The organism is Herbiconiux ginsengi, assembly GCF_900107435.1.
In the GTDB taxonomy this organism is placed as follows: domain Bacteria; phylum Actinomycetota; class Actinomycetes; order Actinomycetales; family Microbacteriaceae; genus Herbiconiux; species Herbiconiux ginsengi.
This window is the reverse complement of the sequence record NZ_FNPZ01000001.1, coordinates 670,731-687,856: the sequence shown is the minus strand read 5'-3', so window position 1 is coordinate 687,856 and position 17,126 is coordinate 670,731. Positions and strand designations below refer to the sequence as shown.

Annotated in this window: 20 protein-coding genes; 14 read left to right on the top strand and 6 right to left on the bottom strand. The window is 67.9% G+C overall.

Annotated features, from left to right (window positions below):
• Positions 1–16 precede the first annotated feature (16 nt).
• Together BLW00_RS03350 and BLW00_RS03345 are read right to left on the bottom strand one after the other, a co-directional pair.
• Complete coding sequence (locus BLW00_RS03350; RefSeq protein WP_092549145.1) at positions 17–688, bottom strand: potassium channel family protein; 672 nt, start codon at positions 686–688, stop codon at positions 17–19.
• Positions 681–2,165 (bottom strand): TrkH family potassium uptake protein, encoded by a 1,485-nt coding sequence (locus tag BLW00_RS03345; RefSeq protein WP_092549142.1) that lies wholly within the window; start codon positions 2,163–2,165, stop codon positions 681–683. The genes BLW00_RS03350 and BLW00_RS03345 overlap by 8 nt, the downstream gene beginning before the upstream one ends.
• 102 nt (positions 2,166–2,267) lie before the next feature.
• Between BLW00_RS03345 and BLW00_RS03340 the strand changes: the two genes are divergently transcribed.
• From BLW00_RS03340 to BLW00_RS03315, 6 genes are all read left to right on the top strand, one after another.
• The gene (locus BLW00_RS03340) at positions 2,268–2,729 is read left to right on the top strand and encodes an ArsR/SmtB family transcription factor (protein WP_092549139.1); all 462 of its coding nucleotides are present in this window, start codon (positions 2,268–2,270) and stop codon (positions 2,727–2,729) included.
• Positions 2,730–2,791: 62 nt separating this feature from the next.
• Positions 2,792–2,998: a helix-turn-helix domain-containing protein gene (locus tag BLW00_RS03335; RefSeq protein WP_092549136.1), complete on the top strand. Its 207-nt coding sequence runs from the start codon at positions 2,792–2,794 to the stop codon at positions 2,996–2,998.
• 81 nt (positions 2,999–3,079) lie between these two features.
• Entirely contained in the window at positions 3,080–3,178 is a 99-nt protein-coding gene (locus tag BLW00_RS03330) for a 30S ribosomal protein bS22 (protein ID WP_003792170.1), read from the top strand.
• Between the two features lie 80 nt (positions 3,179–3,258).
• Positions 3,259–3,516, top strand: a complete 258-nt coding sequence (locus BLW00_RS03325; RefSeq protein ID WP_092549133.1) for a glutaredoxin family protein — start codon at positions 3,259–3,261, stop codon at positions 3,514–3,516.
• A complete protein-coding gene (locus BLW00_RS03320) occupies positions 3,513–3,812 on the top strand; it encodes a Dabb family protein (RefSeq protein WP_092549130.1) in 300 nt (99 codons plus the stop codon). Before BLW00_RS03325 ends, BLW00_RS03320 begins: the two co-directional genes overlap by 4 nt.
• 19 nt (positions 3,813–3,831) lie before the next feature.
• Positions 3,832–4,329 (top strand): GNAT family N-acetyltransferase, encoded by a 498-nt coding sequence (locus tag BLW00_RS03315; protein WP_092549127.1) that lies wholly within the window; start codon positions 3,832–3,834, stop codon positions 4,327–4,329.
• A gap of 77 nt (positions 4,330–4,406) precedes the next feature.
• On the opposite strand, the gene aspS is transcribed toward BLW00_RS03315, so the two are convergent.
• Positions 4,407–5,717 carry an aspartate--tRNA(Asn) ligase gene (aspS, locus tag BLW00_RS03310; RefSeq protein ID WP_092549124.1) on the bottom strand — a complete coding sequence of 437 codons (1,311 nt, stop codon included), beginning with the start codon at positions 5,715–5,717 and terminating at the stop codon, positions 4,407–4,409.
• Between the two features lie 283 nt (positions 5,718–6,000).
• On the opposite strand from aspS, the gene BLW00_RS03305 reads away from it, so the two are divergent.
• Genes BLW00_RS03305 through ccsB form a run of 5 tightly spaced genes read left to right on the top strand, consistent with a single transcriptional unit; the run spans position 6,001 to position 10,813 of the window.
• Positions 6,001–6,645 (top strand): histidine phosphatase family protein, encoded by a 645-nt coding sequence (locus BLW00_RS03305; RefSeq protein WP_092549121.1) that lies wholly within the window; start codon positions 6,001–6,003, stop codon positions 6,643–6,645.
• The gene (locus tag BLW00_RS03300; RefSeq protein WP_092549118.1) at positions 6,642–7,298 is read left to right on the top strand and encodes a TlpA disulfide reductase family protein; all 657 of its coding nucleotides are present in this window, start codon (positions 6,642–6,644) and stop codon (positions 7,296–7,298) included. Before BLW00_RS03305 ends, BLW00_RS03300 begins: the two co-directional genes overlap by 4 nt.
• Before the next feature lie 4 nt (positions 7,299–7,302).
• Positions 7,303–8,061, top strand: a complete 759-nt coding sequence (locus BLW00_RS03295; protein WP_092549115.1) for a cytochrome c biogenesis CcdA family protein — start codon at positions 7,303–7,305, stop codon at positions 8,059–8,061.
• The gene (resB, locus tag BLW00_RS03290; RefSeq protein ID WP_092549112.1) at positions 8,045–9,754 is read left to right on the top strand and encodes a cytochrome c biogenesis protein ResB; all 1,710 of its coding nucleotides are present in this window, start codon (positions 8,045–8,047) and stop codon (positions 9,752–9,754) included. The genes BLW00_RS03295 and resB overlap by 17 nt, the downstream gene beginning before the upstream one ends.
• A gap of 9 nt (positions 9,755–9,763) precedes the next feature.
• A complete protein-coding gene (ccsB, locus tag BLW00_RS03285; RefSeq protein ID WP_092549109.1) occupies positions 9,764–10,813 on the top strand; it encodes a c-type cytochrome biogenesis protein CcsB in 1,050 nt (349 codons plus the stop codon).
• Between the two features lie 82 nt (positions 10,814–10,895).
• Here ccsB and BLW00_RS03280 read toward each other — a convergent pair whose 3' ends face one another.
• On the bottom strand, positions 10,896–11,915 hold the full coding sequence (locus BLW00_RS03280; protein WP_245741235.1) for an o-succinylbenzoate synthase: 1,020 nt from the start codon (positions 11,913–11,915) through the stop codon (positions 10,896–10,898).
• 83 nt (positions 11,916–11,998) lie between these two features.
• Here BLW00_RS03280 and BLW00_RS03275 point away from each other — a divergent pair, with 83 nt between their 5' ends.
• From BLW00_RS03275 to BLW00_RS03265, 3 genes are all read left to right on the top strand, one after another.
• Positions 11,999–12,916 carry a 1,4-dihydroxy-2-naphthoyl-CoA synthase gene (locus BLW00_RS03275; protein WP_092549106.1) on the top strand — a complete coding sequence of 306 codons (918 nt, stop codon included), beginning with the start codon at positions 11,999–12,001 and terminating at the stop codon, positions 12,914–12,916.
• A gap of 195 nt (positions 12,917–13,111) precedes the next feature.
• The gene (locus BLW00_RS03270) at positions 13,112–14,305 is read left to right on the top strand and encodes an AMP-binding protein (RefSeq protein WP_175494111.1); all 1,194 of its coding nucleotides are present in this window, start codon (positions 13,112–13,114) and stop codon (positions 14,303–14,305) included.
• Between the two features lie 11 nt (positions 14,306–14,316).
• Complete coding sequence (locus BLW00_RS03265) at positions 14,317–15,279, top strand: 1,4-dihydroxy-2-naphthoate polyprenyltransferase (protein ID WP_092549103.1); 963 nt, start codon at positions 14,317–14,319, stop codon at positions 15,277–15,279.
• 19 nt (positions 15,280–15,298) lie between these two features.
• On the opposite strand, the gene lpdA is transcribed toward BLW00_RS03265, so the two are convergent.
• Together lpdA and BLW00_RS03255 are read right to left on the bottom strand one after the other, a co-directional pair.
• On the bottom strand, positions 15,299–16,699 hold the full coding sequence (gene lpdA / locus BLW00_RS03260; protein WP_092549100.1) for a dihydrolipoyl dehydrogenase: 1,401 nt from the start codon (positions 16,697–16,699) through the stop codon (positions 15,299–15,301).
• A gap of 56 nt (positions 16,700–16,755) precedes the next feature.
• Positions 16,756–17,058 (bottom strand): DUF4229 domain-containing protein, encoded by a 303-nt coding sequence (locus BLW00_RS03255; RefSeq protein WP_092549097.1) that lies wholly within the window; start codon positions 17,056–17,058, stop codon positions 16,756–16,758.
• Positions 17,059–17,126: the final 68 nt, after the last annotated feature.

The following is a 17,126-nucleotide window of genomic DNA, read 5'->3' as shown; positions in this document are numbered from 1 at the left end:
TCACGGGAACGAGACCTCAGTTGCCGAGGGCGGCGAACGTCTCGATGTCGGAGCTCTTGCCCGACACGATGATGAGGTCGTGATTCGAGACCACCGTCGACTCCGTCGCGTAGGTGAACGGCTTGCCCGGGCTCTTCACGCCCACCACGGTCACGTGGTACTTCGTGCGCACGCCCGACTCGGTGAGGTTGAGCCCTCGGATCGGCTTCGGCGGATACATCTTCACCAGGGCGAAGTCGTCGTCGAACTCGATGAAGTCGAGCATGCGGCCCGACACCAGGTGCGCCACCCGCTCACCGGCCTCGGCCTCGGGGTAGATGACGTGGTTCGCGCCGATGCGCTCGAGGATCTTTCCGTGCGAGCGCGAGATGGCCTTCGCCCAGATCTGCGGCACACGCAGATCGACGAGGTTCGCCGTGATGAGCACCGACGCCTCGATCGACGACCCCACGGCCACGACCGCGATCTGGAACTCGCCCGCTCCGATCTGCCGCAGCGCTTCGATGTTCTTCGCGTCGGCCTGCACGGTGTGCGTCACCCGCTCCGACCACTTCTGCACGAGACCCTCGTTCTCGTCGATCGCGAGCACCTCGCGGCCCAGCCGGTCCAGCTCGCCGGCCGTCGCCGCGCCGAAGCGGCCCAGCCCGATCACGAGAACCGGGGCGTCGTGTTTGATCCGGTCAACCAACGATGGGCCTCTCTTCCGGGCGCTTGTAGAGCTGCTGCCGCTGGCTCGCGGCCAGGGCGGCGGCGAGTGTCACTGTACCAACGCGCCCCATGAACATGGTGGCGGCCATGATGTAGACGCCGACATCGGGCAAGGACGCCGTGAGGCCGGTGGTGAGCCCCGAGGTCGCGAACGCGGAGATCACGTCGAAGAGCACGAAGTCCAGCGGCGCCTTCGAGATCTGCAGGATGAGGATGCTGGCGACCGCCACCGTGGTCGCGCCCCAGAGCACGACCGAGACGCCCAATCGCAGCACGTCGCTCGGGATGCGCCGGCTGAAGGCTTCCATCTCCTGGTTTCCGCGGGCCTCCGCGAAGGCGGCCAGGAACAGCACCGCCAGGGTCGTGACCTTGATCCCGCCGGCCGTCGACGCCGATCCGCCGCCGATGAACATCAGCATGTCGGTGACGAGCAGACTGGAGCCGTTGAGATCGGGGATGTTGATCGTCGAGAATCCGCCCGATCGCGTCATCACCGACAGGAAGAAGCTCTGGAAGACAGTGTCGCCCGCGCCCAGCGACCCGAAGGTCTTCGGGTTGTCGAACTCGAGGATGATGTAGAGCACGGCCCCGAACACGATCAGCAGCGCACTCGTGACGAGCGTCAGCTTCACGTGCACCGACCAGCGCGGTGGCCGATTCAGCTTCTTGTGCTTGCGGCGCAGCTTCCAGCCCTTGAGGCTGCGCGAGAGGGTGTAGATGATCGGGAAGCCGATGCTGCCGAGAAAGACACCGATCATCAGGATCGTGAGGAAGAAGTAGTCGTTCGCGAACGGCGTCAGCCCCTCGGCGTTCGGGGCGAATCCGGTGTTCGTGAAGGCCATCGCCGAGTAATACAGCGCGAACCACACCGCTTCGCCGATCGGGATGCCGTCGATGAGCATCCGGGGCAGCAGCAGCACCGCGAGGGCGAGCTCGATCACCAAGGCGCTGATCGCGACCGTGGCGAGCAGCGAGCCGATCTCGCCGAGCCGCACCGCTTGGCCTTCGGCGACCGGGCCGTGGTGCATCCGGAGCGGATTCGTGTCGCTCGCCGCGATGAGGCGGGCTCGGAGGCCCAGACGGCGCGAGATGACCAGGCCCAGGATGCTCGCCAGGGTTAGCACACCGACCGCGCCGATCTGCACACCGATGTAGACGACCACATGGCCGAACACCGACCAGTGGGTGGCCATGTCGACCGTGGAGAGGCCGGTGACGCAGATGACCGAGACGGCCGTGAAGAGGGAATCGGCCAAGCCGGTCGCCTTGCCGGTGGCGCTGGAGATCGGCAGTGAGAACAGCACCGTGAAGATCAGCACCAGCGAGGCGAAGATGAGGATCGCGAACCGCGAGGGCGAACGCTCGGAGAATTCGCGCATCGCGTCGCGCACGCGGCCGAACCACGTGCGGCTGCGGAACAGGGGATTGCGCGAGAACGCGGTGCTGCCGATGCTCATCCCTGATCCTCGCTTCGGGCGGGCGTCCGGGCAGCCCTGTGTGAACGCTGCAATGCTACCCGGGGTGGCGCGAATGCGGTGGTGCACCACTACCCTGGACGCATGGCCGACATCTTCTCAGTGATCGCTGACCCCACCAGGCGTCAGCTCCTGTCGTTGCTGCTCGAGCGTTACGTCTCTTCCGACAGCCCCAGCGCATCCGGTGCGGGCGAAGGGGAGTTCAGCGTCTCGGAGTTGGTGTCGCAGCTCGAACTCAGCCAGCCCACCGTCTCCAAGCACCTGAAGGTGCTGCGGGATGCGGGGCTCGTGATGGTGCGCGAAGAGGGCCAGCACCGTTTCTACAAGATCGACGTGTCGCCGCTGGAGGATGTGGAGGACTGGATCATCCCGTTCCTCTCCGCCGATTTCGACGAGGCCGCATCCGACGAGTTGTGGGACAACGCGTCCGACGCCGTCAAGTCGGCGGCGGCGACCTTCGGGCAGAACGTGGGGCGTCGCGCTGCGGCCACGTCGCATGCGGTGAAGTCGGTGGCCGACGACCTGGTGTCGAAGCTCCGGCGCTGAGCCGCGTGAGGCTCGAGTGACTGCTGTTGCTCGTGGGGCCATCCAGCCGCTAGGGTTTCGCCATGGCTGCGGACCTGGATGACGTGAGATTCCTCACGGTCGCCGAGGTGGCCGAGATGATGCGGGTGTCGAAGATGACCGTCTACCGTCTCGTGCACTCCGGTGAGCTTCCGGCGATCCGTTTCGGCCGCTCGTTCCGGGTGCCGGAGTCGGCCGTGGCGTCGGCTGTGGAGAACCACGTGGCCGACCGGGCCGCCGATTCGGCCTGAGAGTAGCTGGTACACTTCTCCGAGGCCCTTTGGCCGGCCGCCGGTTTTCGGCGTGGTCATCCTGATACGTGTGAGGTTTGTGTGGGTTCTGTAATCAAGAAGCGTCGCAAGCGCATGGCGAAGAAGAAGCACCGCAAGCTGCTTCGCAAGACTCGTCACCAGCGTCGCAACAAGAAGTAGCCAGACCCTAGGTCTCGCTACGCGAGCAGAGCGCCAGACAACGTGTCTGGCGCTTTTTGCTGTGTCGGTAGAGTTGTGGGGTGCCCGTCTCCCTGACCCTCATCGGAAAGCCCGGGTGTCACCTCTGCGATGACGCTCGAGGAGTGATCCGCGAGGTGCTCGACACCGTTCCGGAGGTCTCCGTGACCGTGACGGAACTGTCGATCCTCGACAACCCGGCGCTGATGGACGAGTTCGCCGAGGAGATCCCCGTGGTCATGCTCGACGGCCGGGTGCACACCATCTGGCGGGTCGAACCGGCCCGCCTCCGCACCGCTCTCCTGGAGGCATCCGAATGATCCGTCACGTCGTCGCGTGGAAGCTCGCCGCGACCGAGCCGGCACAGAAGGCGGCCGATGCCGCCGAGATCACGCGCTTGCTCTCGGGCCTGGTCGGAGTGGTGCCGTCGATCGTGTCGCTCAGCGTGGGCCCGAACATGGCGTACTTCGAGTCGAACTGGGACGTCGTGCTGGTCGCCGACTACGCCGACCTGGCCGGGCTCGACGCCTACCAGACGCATCCGGCGCATCTCGAGGTCGTGCCGCAGATCCGCGCCTTGGCCGCCGAGCGCGCCGCGGTCGACATCGAGCTCTGACGGGCAGGCCGCCCACACGATGACGGCACGGCTCGCACTGCGCCGGTGCGTGGAGGCCGACTACCGGGCCATTCTCGACTGGATTCCGGATGCCGCCGAGCTCTATCTGTTCACCGGCACCCGTCTCACCTGGCCGCTCACGCTGCAGCAGCTGGAGTCGCTCGCCGCGACGCCGCGGTGGACCGATTGGACGATGGTCGAGGCATCCGCTCCGCTGGTGCCGCTCGGTCACGTCGAACTGGCCTTCGTCGACGGGCCTGACGACCCGCCGACCGCCCGGATCTCACGAGTGCTCGTCTCGCCGGCTCGGCGTGGGCGCGGTCTCGGCGGCAAGCTCGCAGCGCTCGCCGTGGAGAAGGCGCGCGAGCTCGGGGCGGCCCGCGTGGAGCTCGCAGTGATCGCAGGCAACGCCCCGGCCGAACGGATCTACGCCGGGCTGGGTTTCACGCCTTCTTCGCGCCCAGGGAAGCGCCCCGACGTTCGCGAGCTCACGTTGGACCTGAGGGCGACCGACTAGAAAATACGCAAATGAGGAGGACCGACGCCCTATACGGGGTCGGTCCTCCTCATTTGCACAAAAACTAGTGGCTCGGGTTACGGCAGCAGGCGCGTCGGCCCGCGGAACAAGTACACGACCTCGCGGAGGTTCGTCTGGTGCAGCATCAGCATGAGCACCCGCGACAGGCCCATGCCGAACCCGCCGTGCGGCGGCACGCCGTAGCGGAAGAAGTCGAGGTAGAAGTCGAGCTCCTCCGGGTCGAGGCCCTTCTCCTTCGCCTGCTCGATCAGGACCTCGACGCGGTGTTCGCGCTGCGCACCGGTGGAGATCTCGACCCCGTTGTAGATGAGGTCGTAGCTGTTCGTGAGCGTCACGTCGTCGGCGTGGCGCATGTGGTAGAACGGCCGGATGCTCGCCGCGTAGTCGGTGAGGAACACGAAGTCGTGCCCGTAGGTCTCCTTGACGTAGGCCGCGATCTGGCGCTCGCCCTCCGGGTCCATGTCGTCGTCTTCGCGGGGCACGACGTAGCCGCGCTCGGCGACGATGCGCTTCGCCTCGGCGAGCGGGATGCGCGGGAACGGCTGCGTCGGCACCTCGAGCTCCACACCGAACAGGGCGAGGATCTCCTCGCCGTGCTTCTCCTTGACGGCACGGAGACCGGCCACCATGAGCTCTTCGTGCAGCTGCATGACGTCTTCGTGGGAGTCGATCCAGGAGATCTCGGCGTCGACGCTGGTGAACTCGGTGGCGTGGCGGCTCGTGAAGGAGGGGTCGGCGCGGAACGCGGGCCCGACCTCGAACACCTTGCCGAATCCGGCCGGCTGCGCCATCTGCTTGAAGAACTGCGGGCTCTGCGCCAGGTAGGCCTTGCCCTCGAAGTAGTCGACCTCGAAGAGCTCGGCGCGCGACTCGCTCGCCGAGGCCATGAGCTTCGGGGTGTGGATCTCGATGAAGTCGTGCTCGACCCAGTAGGTGCGCCAGGCGTGCTCGAGCGTGGTCTGCACGCGGAAGACGAGGTTCTGCTCGGGGCGGCGCAGGTCGAGGAAGCGCCAGTCCATGCGCTTGTCGATGCCGGAATCGGCCGCGATCGGCGTCTCCGGGATGGCAGCGGTCTCGACCACGAGGGTCGCGAGCTTGACCTCGATGCCGCCGAGCTTCACACGCTCGTCGTGCTTCAGCTCGCCGGTGACCGTGATGAACGAGCCCTGCGAGAGGCCGGAGATGATCTCGGCCACCTCTTCGGTCTCGTCGGTTCGCGGGTTCACCAGCTGAACGGCGCCCGACTCGTCGCGGAGAACGACGAACTGCACCTTCTTCTGATCGCGCACCGTATCGACCCAGCCGGAGACGGCGACGGGCCCATCGGGCGATGCGGCAAGGTTCTTGACGAGGGTGCGTTCGGTCACGGGTAGAGAGTCTACCCGCGGGGCGCCGATCAGGACTTGCGGGTGGGAACGCGGCGGTAGCCGTCGAGCCGCATGGTGGCGATGGTGGCGACGATTCCGGTGGTGGCGACGGCGGCGAAGATGGAGAGCGTGATGATGGTCATGAGTGAGCCTTTCTGACATCTATTTGACCTCGCATAACTGTTCAGCACAATCGAATTGTTCTTAACGATTCATTTAGCAGAGCTAACGAGTGTTCGGCTCTCGGCATTCTCGCGGCTGGGCCGCTCGTAGACTGGGTGTCGTGCCCGCCAGCCAGATCCACCTCGTCCGTCACGGCGAGGTCTTCAACCCCGACGAAGTGCTCTACGGGCGACTGCCGAACTTCGGCCTCTCCGATCTCGGGCACCGCATGGCGAAGGCCGCGGCCGACGACCTGGTGGCCCGCAAGCGCCCTGTCTCCGCGCTGTACACCTCTCCTCTGCAGCGTGCTCGCGAGTCGGGTCAGCCGATCGCCCGGGCGCTCGCACTGACACCCGCCATCGAAGACCGCATCATCGAGCCCACCAATGCCTTCGAGGGGCGACGGATGCGCGGCCCCGGCGGCGCCCTCCGCGACCCGCGCATGTGGCGGTTCCTCTGGAACCCGTGGCGCCCGGCCTGGGGCGAGCCCTTCACGTCCATCTCCGACCGGATGCTCGCCGCGATGACGGATGCGTACGCCTCGGTCGACGACGGAGACGTCGTGATGGTGAGCCACCAGCTGCCGATCTGGACGGCGCACCGCACCGTCGTGGGCGAGAAGCTGGCCCACGACCCGCGCAAGCGCCGCTGCGCGCTCTCCAGCATCACCACCTTCGAGCGTCGGGGCGACCACTTCGTGGAGGTCGGTTACGTCGACCCCGCCGCCGCTCTGGCCGCCGCAGCCATCGACGTGGGGGCAGTGTGACCCGCAGGTCGACCAGGTTCCGCATCGCGGCCGCCGCGGCGATCGCTGCCGGCGCGCTGCTGCTCGCGGGCTGTTCGAACGACCCCCTCGCCCAGCAGTATCTCGAGGGCAGCAACAAGAACTACATCTCGGGCGACGGGTCGATCACCGAGGTCCCGATCGCCGATCGCGGGGCCGCCGTGCAGTTCTCCGGCACCGACGAGAACGGCGATCCGATCACCGCGAGCGACTATGCCGGCCAGGTGCTGGTGCTCAATTTCTGGTACGCCGGCTGCGCGCCGTGCCGTGCCGAGGCCCCCGCGCTCGAGAAGCTGAACAGCGAGTACGCGGGGCGTGACGTGTCGTTCCTCGGCGTGAATGTGCGCGACCAGGCGCCGACCGCGATCTCCTTCGCCGAGAAGTACGGCGTCTCCTATCCCTCCGTGGTCGACACGGATGGTGCGATGCAGCTCGCCTTCTCGGGCACGGTGGCACCGAATGCCGTGCCGACCACGCTGGTGCTCGACCCGCAAGGGCGCGTCGCCGCGCGCATCCTGGGCCAACTGACCGACCCGTCGATCCTCGACACGCTGATCAAGTCGAACCTGCCCGGCGGCGACAGCGGGGAGCCGTCTGCGACGACGGCGCCCGCGACCCCCGACGGATCGAGCTGACGCCGTGGGCAACCCCTTCGCCGAGGTCGTGCTGAGCGGTCAGCTGCTCCTCGCCATCCCGATCGCGCTGCTCGCCGGTCTCGTCTCGTTCGCGTCGCCGTGCGTGCTCCCACTCGTGCCGGGTTATCTGGCCTACGTCGGCGGCATCTCCGAGGCCGGTGCCGGTGCCGGCGACCGTAAGGCAGGGCGGCGGCGGATGCTCCTCGGCATCGCCCTGTTCATCCTCGGCTTCTCCGTCATCTTCCTCGCCTATTCGGCCGCCTTCGGTGCCCTCGGCACCTGGCTGATCGTCTGGCAAGACCTGGTGACCCGCATCATGGGCGTGGTGGTCATCGCGCTCGGCCTCGTGTTCATCGGCCAGTTCAGCTTCTTGCAGCGCACCTTCAAGCCCAGCTGGCGACCGGCGACGGGCCTGGCGGGCGCCCCGATCCTCGGCGTCGTGTTCGGTCTCGGCTGGACCCCCTGCATCGGCCCGACCCTCGGCGCCATCCAGGCGCTCAGCCTCACCAGCGGCTCGGCCTGGAGCGGCGTGCTGCTCGGCCTCTTCTACTGCATCGGCCTCGGCCTCCCGTTCCTCCTCGTCGCGCTCGGTCTCAACTGGGTGACCAGCTCGGTGAAGTTCCTGAAGCGGCACATCCGCACCATCAACATCGTGGGCGGCGTCGTTCTGGTGGCCATCGGCATCCTCATGGTCTCGGGCCTCTGGACCATCTGGATCTACGAGATGCAGGCGGTGATCAACGGCTTTGTCTCGCCCATCTGATCACTTCGACTCCGCGGAGGTCACGCTTCCGCGCCTCGGCTTCACGGGCTGGCTGCGCTGGTTCTGGCGGCAGCTCACGAGCATGCGCACTGCGCTGTTCCTCCTGCTGCTGCTCGCACTGGCAGCGGTGCCCGGGTCGCTCGTTCCGCAGCGGGCGGCCGACCCGAACGGCGTCACGCAATACTTCGTCGACAACCCCGATCTGGCGCCGTTCCTCGACAAGCTCCAGGCCTTCAACGTCTACACCTCGGTGTGGTTCTCGTCGATCTACCTGCTGCTGTTCATCTCGCTGATCGGATGCGTGATCCCGCGCACCAAGCACCACTACGAGGCCCTGCGCGCCAAGCCGCCACGCACGCCGGCGCGGTTGTCGCGGCTCGCCGGGTTCACGACGCGGGACTTCCAGGGGAGCGCGGATGGCGCATCCGTCACCCCGGCCTCCGTGGTCGAGTCGGCGCGCACCCTGCTGAAGCGCCAGCGCTACCGCACCGTGGTGTTCACCGGCGTCGACGCGCGCAGTGGCCGCGAGACCGTGTCGGTCTCGGCCGAGCGCGGCTATCTGCGTGAGACCGGCAACCTGGTGTTCCACTCGGCGCTGGTCGGCATCCTGATCACCGTGGGAGTCGGCGGCGGTTTCGGTTACAACGGCAACCGCGTCGTGGTCGAGGGGCAGACCTTCGTGAACACGCTGCTCGCCTACGACTCGTTCAACCCGGGGCGGTTCTTCAGCGACAGTCAGCTCTCGCCCTACGCCATCACCCTCGACTCGTTCACCGCGAGCTACGAGACGCAGTCGCTCAAGGCCTTCGGCCAGCCGCTCGACTACACCGCGGCCGTGACGACGACAGATGCCTCGGGCGACACCTCGACGAACGACATCAAGGTGAACAGCCCCCTGAAGATCGGCGGCACCGACGTCTACCTGCTCGGCAACGGTTACGCGCCCACGATCACGATCCGCAACCCCGCGGGCGACGTGGTGTTCACCGACTCCGTTCCCTTCCTGCCGCAGGATGCCTCCCTCACCTCGCTCGGGGTCGTGAAGGTGCCCGACGGGCTGCCCGACCAGGTGGGGCTCATCGGGTTCTTCTACCCCACTCAGGCACAGGCCGATTCGGGGGTCTACTACTCGTCGTTCCCCGATCTGCAGTATCCGGTGCTGACGCTGAACGTCTACGACGGCGACCTGGGGCTCGACGGCGGAGTGCCCGCATCCGTCTACACGCTCGACACGGATGCGATGACGCAGCTCACCGGCGGCGACACCGGAGTCGACTCGATCGAGTTGAAGCCGGGCGAGACGATGGATCTGCCGAACGGACTCGGCACGGTCACCCTCGACGGCGTGAAGCGCTTCGCGTCGTTCGAGGTGCACCACGATCCGACCCAGGGCTGGGTGCTGCTGTTCGCGGTGCTCGTGCTGGGCGGGCTGCTGACGTCGCTCTTCATCCCGCGCCGCCGCGTGTGGGTGAAGGCGGCGACACGGGCCGACGGCACGGTGCACGTCGAGTACGCGGGGCTGGCGCGCGGCGACGATCCGCGGCTCGTGGAGGCGGTGGCGGCGTTGGCCGATCGGCATGCTTCGGGGTTCTCGGCCGTGTCGCCGAAGGACTCCTCCTCCACAACAGGGGCCTCCGGCGATTCCGCCCCCGCTGCTGTCTCTCCCTCTTCCCCGACCGAACCGAAGGCTTAGGCTCTAGCTGTGACGACGCAAGCACTCGACGAGATCTCCCTCATCCTCATCTACTCGGCCATGGGTGTCTACGCGCTCGCCTTCGTGGCGTTCGCGCTCGACCTGGCGCGGCGGTCGTCGACCGTGCGCAAGGCCACCGCGGGCGTGGAAGCGAAGGTTCCGGCCGCGGTAGGGGCAGCGGACGCGTCGGGTGGGGCGGATGTCGCGGCTGCTGACTCCGGTGCCGGTGCTCGCGCCGGTGGCTCGGGTGTCGACGAGGCGAGCCTGGTGTCGCTCGCGGGAGTCGACGGGGCGGGCAGGCGCTCGATGGCGCTGCGGCTCGGAGTGTCGTTCACGATCCTGGCGTGGGTCATCCAGCTCGGCGGCGTGATCCTCCGCGGCATCGCGGCCGCGCGGGTGCCGTGGGCGAACATGTACGAGTTCTCCATCACCGGCACGCTGCTGATCGTGGCGGTGTTCCTGGTGCTGTTGATCCGCGAAGACCTGCGCTTCCTCGGCACCTTCGTCACCGGTCTCGTGCTCGTGCTGCTCGGAATCTCGACGGTCAACTACTACGTGAGCGTCTCGCCGCTGCCGCCGGCGCTGCAGTCGGCGTGGCTCGTCATCCACGTGCTGGTGGCCATCATCGGAACGGCGTTCTTCTCGCTCGGTGGCGCGTTGTCGGTGATCCAGCTGCTGCAGACCAAGGGCGATTCCGTCTCGCGCATCGCGACGGCGCTCCGGCTCCGGTTCCTCAAGACGCTGCCCGACTCCGAGACGCTGGAGCGCCTCGCCTACCGGGTGAACATCGTGGGCTTCGTGCTCTGGACCTTCACGCTCATCGCCGGCGCCATCTGGGCCGAGCGGGCCTGGGGCCGCTACTGGGGCTGGGACACGAAAGAGGTCTGGACCTTCATCATCTGGGTCATCTACGCCGGCTACATCCACGCGCGGGCGACTCGCGGATGGCGCGGCTCGCGGTCGGCCTGGCTCGCGATCGTGGGCTTCGCCGCGGTGCTGTTCAACTTCGGCATCGTGAACGTCTTCTTCAAGGGGTTGCACGCCTACTCGGGGCTGTAGGCCTCGCGGGGTGGTCCGCTGACCCGCAGGGTTTGGCGCTTCATCGCGGCTCGACAGCGCGAATCCGTGCGGATGAGCGACGTCACGCGCCCGCAGCCAGGAGGGCGTGGCAGCGGGTGATGCGGGCGCGCCACCACTCGATGCGGTCGGCGTAGGCACGGTGACGCTCGAGGAGCTCCGGGTCGACGTCGGGGCGCCGCACGGGGATGCGGCCGCCGCGGGGCACGAGGCTCTGGTCGGGAGGCACGACGTCTCCGTCGAAGAGGTCGACCGTGGCGAGTCCGCAGTCGTAGTCGAGCGTCGGCAGAGCCGCCGCGAGGTACGCGCCCATCGCGATGCCCACCGAGCTCTCCAGCGCCGACGAGACGACGGCGGGGAGTCCGGCCTCCCGCACGATGGCGAGCGCTCGGGCCACTCCGCCCAGGGGCTGCGCCTTGACGATCAGGATGTCCGCGGCTCCGGCTCGCGCGACCGCCAACGGGTCGCTCGCCTTGCGCACGCTCTCGTCGGCGGCGATCGGGATGCCCATGTACTTCACGCGCGACCGGATCTCGGCCAGCTCCTCGACGCTCGCGCAGGGCTGCTCCACGTATTCCAGGTCGAACTCGCAGAGCGAGTGGATGGCGTGTTCGGCCTCGTCGACGTTCCAGGCGCCGTTCGCGTCGATCCGGATGCGCCCCTCCGCCCCCAGCATCGCGCGGGTCGCGCGCACCCGGGCGACGTCGTCGTCGATCGTCTGGCCGCGCTCGGCCACCTTCACCTTGACGGTGCGGCAGCCGTCGTAGTGCGCCAGCACCCGCTCGACCTGGTCGGCCGGCACGGCCGGAAGGGTGGCGTTGACCATGATCTCGGTGCGGCCGGCAGACGATCCGGGCGTCGGTGACCAGCCGAACTCGATCGCGCCGCGCAGCCAGGCGGCGGCCTCCGCATCCTCGTACTCGAGGAAGGGGGAGAACTCGGTCCAGCCCTCCGGTCCCTCGAACAGCGCGATCTCGCGCAGCGCCTGGCCACGGAAGCGCGTATGCAACGGAATCGCCACCACCCGCACGCGGTCGAGGATCTCATCGAGCCCGGGCAGCCTCGCGGCGTCGTCGACTATCACTCCACAAGTCTCGACCCGCTAGCACTCATCCACAATTCACCCCATGCCCGAGCCCGGATGCGCCCAGCGCGTACCCTTGCAGCATGACCGATCGCACCACCGTCTCCGACATCTTCGATCCCACCGAATGGGTCGTCGCGCCCGGCTCCGAAGGCTTCACCGACATCACCTATCACCTCGATCGCGAGGGCCGGGTGGCGCGCATCGCCTTCGACCGCCCGGAGGTGCGCAACGCCTTCCGCCCCAAGACGGTCGACGAGTTGTATGCGGCACTCGACGACGCGCGGCAGAATCCGCGGGTGGGGGTGGTGCTCCTCACCGGCAACGGGCCGAGCCCGAAAGACGGTGGGTGGGCGTTCTGCAGCGGAGGCGACCAGCGCATCCGGGGCCGCGACGGATACAGGTACTCCAGCGAGGAGACGGCGAAGGGCATCGACACCGCTCGCGTCGGCCGGCTGCACATCCTCGAGGTGCAGCGACTCATCCGCTTCATGTCGAAGGTCGTCATCGCCGTGGTGCCGGGCTGGGCCGCCGGCGGCGGGCATTCGCTGCACGTCATCTGCGACCTCACCATCGCGAGCGCGGAGCACGGCCGCTTCAAGCAGACCGATGCGGATGTCGGCTCCTTCGACGGCGGATACGGCAGCGCCTATCTGGCTCGTCAGGTGGGGCAGAAGGTCGCACGCGAGATCTTCTTCCTGGCCGAGGAGTACAGCGCTCAGCGGGCCTACGAGATGGGCACGGTGAACGCGGTGGTGCCCCACGCTGAACTCGAGCGGGAGGCGCTGCGCTGGGCCCGGGTCATCCTGGGCAAGTCGCCCACCGCCATCCGTATGCTGAAATACGCGTTCAACGCGGTCGACGACGGGCTCGTGGGTCAGCAGGTCTTCGCCGGTGAGGCGACGCGTCTGGCCTACGCGAGCGATGAGGCGGTGGAGGGTCGCGACTCCTTCCTCGAGAAGCGCGAGCCCGACTGGTCGGCGTTCCCCTACCAGTTCTGATGGTCGCCCGTGGTGAGCTTCGGGAGGCCGATGCGCGTTCGGGAGGGCGGAGCATCCTCCCGAATGTCGCCAGGAGCGGAGTCTCCTCCCGAGAAGTCGATGCGAGCTCGGCCTCGCGGCCCGGCCGCGGCAGGGCGCGGAAACGCCCTCGACAGTGCACAGGCTGCGGCGGCGATCGGCGTCTAGGGTGATGCCATGACCCGATCGCTCGAGGTTCTCGACGGCGCCGATGCCACCGGCGTGGCGGCCGCACTCCGTGTCGCGCTGTCGAACGACGGCCCGGCGATCCTCCCCCGGGAGGGCGGCATGGGTCGCGGGCGGCACGCCGCGCCCGCGCTCGGCGACCCGGAGGTCGCGCGCGACGCGCCCGTTCCGGCCGAGGTGCCGCGGGCGGTTGCGCTCGTCATCGAGACGTCGGGATCATCCGGGGTGCCCAAGCGCGTCGCGCTGAGCACCGACGCGCTGCTCGCGTCCGCTGCCGCCGTCGAGGTCGCGCTCGGGGGCCAGGGGCAGTGGCTCCTCGCCCTGCCGACGCACTACATCGCGGGCGTGCAAGTTCTCGTGCGGTCGATCGTCGCGGGAACCACTCCGGTGGTGCAGCCGCCCGGCCATTTCTCCGCCTCGGCCTTCGCCGGCCTCGCCGACGAGTTGGACGCCCCGCTGCGCTTCACCTCGCTCGTGCCCGCCCAGCTGGCCCGCCTGGTGACGGCGGCCGAGGCCGACTCCGGCATCCGCCGTTCGGTGGCGCGCTTCGACAGCATCCTGATCGGCGGGCAGGCCCTGCCGGCGGCCCTCTACGAACGCGCGAAGGAGGCCGGCTTCCCGGTCGTGCGCACCTACGGGTCGAGCGAGACGGCCGGCGGATGCGTCTACGACGGCCGGGCCATCGGCCAGACCGTGGCACGCGAGAGCGGTGGCGAGATCGAACTGTCGGGCCCCACCCTGGCCGAAGGCTACCTCGGTGACGACGAGCTCACGGCCCGCAAGTTCCGGTTCGACGACGGGGTGCGCTGGTATCGCACCGCCGACAGCGGAACCGTGGTCGACGGGCTGGTGCGCGTGACCGGCCGGCTCGACAACGTGATCATCTCCGGTGGTGTGAAAGTGGCGCTCGACCGGGTCGAGCGGGTGGTGCAAGCCGTCGCCGGTTTCGAACAGGCGGTCGTCGTTCCCCAGCGCAGCGCGGAGTGGGGCCAGGTGAGCGTGGTCGTCACCGACGGGCCGGTGACGGATGCCTCGCTCGAGCAGGTGCGATCCGCCGTCATCGACTCGGCCGGTCGGGCGGCGGCGCCGGTCGAGATCCAGCACGTGGAACAGCTGCCGAGGCTCTCGTCGGGCAAGCCCGATCGCCTGGCGATCGCCAGGTCGCTCCAAGGCCGCGCTGGCTAGAATCAGCCCCGATGTCGAAAACGAAGAAGCGCCCTTCGGGCCACCCTGCCCGGGTCAACGCCCCTCGCGGCGCCGCGACCACCGCCAAGCCGACCGGTCCGAAATCGGCCGCCGGCGCCTGGATCGCCGGCGCGCGCCTGCGCACCCTCCCGCTCGCCATCGCGCCTGTGGCGCTGGGCACCGGAGCCGCGATGATCGACACCGTCGACATCTCGAAGCTGCTCGTGGCGCTCTGTCTGCTCGTGGCCGTGTTCCTCCAGATCGGTGTGAACTACGCCAACGACTACTCCGACGGCGTGCGGGGCACGGATGACTTCCGCGTCGGTCCGCCGCGCCTGACCGGATCGGGCCTCGTGCCCGCGAAACGCGTGCTCGCTGTGGCGCTCGTCTTCTTCGGCCTGGCCGCGATCGCCGGTCTCGTCATCACGATCATCACGGGCCAGTACTGGCTCCTCGCCGTGGGCGCGGTCGCGATCGCCGCGGGCTGGTTCTACACCGGTGGCAAACATCCTTACGGCTACTACGGCCTGGGCGAGGTCTTCGTCTTCATCTTCTTCGGCCTCGTCGCAACCGCCGGAACCACGTTCATCCTGGCCGGCGAGGTCAACGACGAGAGCTGGCTGGCCGGTATCGCCGCCGGCGCCATCGCCTGCGCGGTGCTGATGGCCAACAACATCCGCGACATCGACCAGGACCGCCTGGTGAAGAAGCGCACCTTCGCCGTTCTGATCGGCCGAACCGCTTCGCGCATCGTGTACGTGGTGTGGCTCGCCATCGCCTACGCGATCCTCTGGTTCTTCACGTTGCTGTTCCCGCTCGCGCCGCTGGTGTTCTTCACCCTGTTGCTCACGGGTCCGGCGATCGTCATCATGCTGACGGCCAAGAAGCCGCGCGAGTTCGTGACCGTGCTCCAGCTCACCAGCCTCTTCGGCTTGCTCTACGGCATCGGCCTGGGCCTGGCCTTCGGCTACTAGCGCCGGGGGAGACGGCGCCCTAGAAGTTGATCATGTGGCCGGTGAGGCCGTGGAAGCCCTCCTGCAGCGCCTCGGAGAGGGTCGGATGCGTGTGCACGTTGCGCGCGAGTTCGGTCGCCGTGAGGTCCCACTTCTGAGCCAGCGTGAGCTCGGGCAGCAGCTCGGAGACGTCGGGCCCGATCAGGTGTGCACCCAGGAGCTCGCCGTACTGCGAGTCGGCGACGAGCTTCACGAAGCCCACCGGCTCGCCGAGCCCGTGGGCCTTGCCGTTCGCCTGGAACGGGAACGACACCACCTTGATGTCGTGTCCTTCGTCGCGCGCCTGCTGCTCGGTGAGTCCGAACGAGGCCACCTGCGGCTGGCAGAAGGTGGCGCGCGGCATCATCCGGTAGTCGCCGAGCGACTGCGTCTCCGCTCCCGCGATGGTCTCCGCCGCCACCACCCCCTGTGCTTCGGCCACGTGCGCGAGCTGCAGCTTCGCCGTGACGTCGCCGATCGCGTAGACGTGAGGCACGTTGGTGCGCATGAAGTCGTCGATGGCGATCGCTCCGCGCTCGGTGAGGGCGACGCCCGTGTTCTCGAGGCCGTAGCCCTCGACGCGGGGCGCGAATCCGATCGACATGAGCACCTTCGCGGCCGAGATCGAGCCGGTCGTGCCGTCTTTCGCCGTGTAGGTGACGGTGACCGAGGAGCCGTCGTCGACCACCGTCTCGACCTTGGTCGAGGTGAGGATGTCGATGCCGAGCTTCTTGTACTGCTTCGCGATCTCCTTCGAGACATCCGCGTCTTCATTGGGCAGGGCGCGGTCGAGGAACTCGATGATCGTCACGTCGACGCCGTAGTTCTTCAGCACGTAGGCGAACTCCATCCCGATCGCCCCGGCGCCCACCACGACGATCGACGACGGCAGGTCGCGGGTCATGATCTGGGTCTCATAGGTCACGACGTTGTCGCTCAGTTCCACTCCGGGAAGGAGGCGCACGGTCGATCCGGTCGAGATGATGACATCGTCGAAGGTGACTGTCTCGGTCTGACCGCCTGCCAGCGTGACCTCGATGGTGCGGGCATCCGTGAACACCCCGTGGCCGTCGAACTCGGTGATCTTGTTCTTCTTCATCAAGAAGTGCACGCCCTTGACGCGCCCCTCCGCCACCTGGCGGCTGCGGTCGAAGGCGGCGCCGAAGTCGAACGACACATCGCCCGAGATGCCGAACTGCTCGGCCTGGTGGGTGAAGATGTGAGCGAGCTCGGCATTGCGCAGCAGCGCCTTCGAGGGGATGCAGCCGACGTTCAGGCACACCCCGCCCCAGTACTGGCGCTCGATCACCGCCACACTCTTGCCGAGCTGCGCGGCACGGATGGCGGCGACGTAGCCGCCAGGCCCTGCTCCGAGAACGACGACGTCGAAGTGTGCGGACATGGTTTCTCCTTGCGGGAATCAGGGATTCGGATGCGGCGGGGGATCGGTGGGTTCGCCTAGGGGCGCTGCTCGTCGCCGGCGGCGTGGTCGACCGCGTCGTCTTCCACGTTCTCGTCTTCACTCGCGGTGGAGGGCCGACTCGCGGCCTGCCCCCGGTTGTTGCGCGCTTCGTACAGGGTTTTGGATGCCTCCTCGCGCGGCTTGCGCAGGAAGATGATCGAGATGCAGAGCGAGATCAACGCCGCGATGACGGCCGCGAGCCAGGGGGTGATCTGCAGCACGAGCAGCAGGATCAGAACGGCGGCGAACAACCCCAATCGGATGAGGGTGTACACGAGCCAGGTGCGTCCGGGATTCACACCATCGAGTCTACGGCGCGCATCCTGACCACCCCCTCGAAAGGGCGATTTCAGCGGGGCGGAAAGGG

Coding starts and splice junctions, on each gene's coding strand:
- BLW00_RS03345 (WP_092549142.1), bottom strand. CDS start 2,165: ATGAGCATCGGCAGCACCGCGTTCTCGCGCAATCCCCTGTTCCGCAGC.
- BLW00_RS03340 (WP_092549139.1), top strand. CDS start 2,268: ATGGCCGACATCTTCTCAGTGATCGCTGACCCCACCAGGCGTCAGCTC.
- BLW00_RS03335 (WP_092549136.1), top strand. CDS start 2,792: ATGGCTGCGGACCTGGATGACGTGAGATTCCTCACGGTCGCCGAGGTG.
- BLW00_RS03320 (WP_092549130.1), top strand. CDS start 3,513: ATGATCCGTCACGTCGTCGCGTGGAAGCTCGCCGCGACCGAGCCGGCA.
- BLW00_RS03315 (WP_092549127.1), top strand. CDS start 3,832: ATGACGGCACGGCTCGCACTGCGCCGGTGCGTGGAGGCCGACTACCGG.
- BLW00_RS03275 (WP_092549106.1), top strand. CDS start 11,999: ATGACCGATCGCACCACCGTCTCCGACATCTTCGATCCCACCGAATGG.
- BLW00_RS03270 (WP_175494111.1), top strand. CDS start 13,112: ATGACCCGATCGCTCGAGGTTCTCGACGGCGCCGATGCCACCGGCGTG.
- BLW00_RS03265 (WP_092549103.1), top strand. CDS start 14,317: ATGTCGAAAACGAAGAAGCGCCCTTCGGGCCACCCTGCCCGGGTCAAC.
- lpdA (WP_092549100.1), bottom strand. CDS start 16,699: ATGTCCGCACACTTCGACGTCGTCGTTCTCGGAGCAGGGCCTGGCGGC.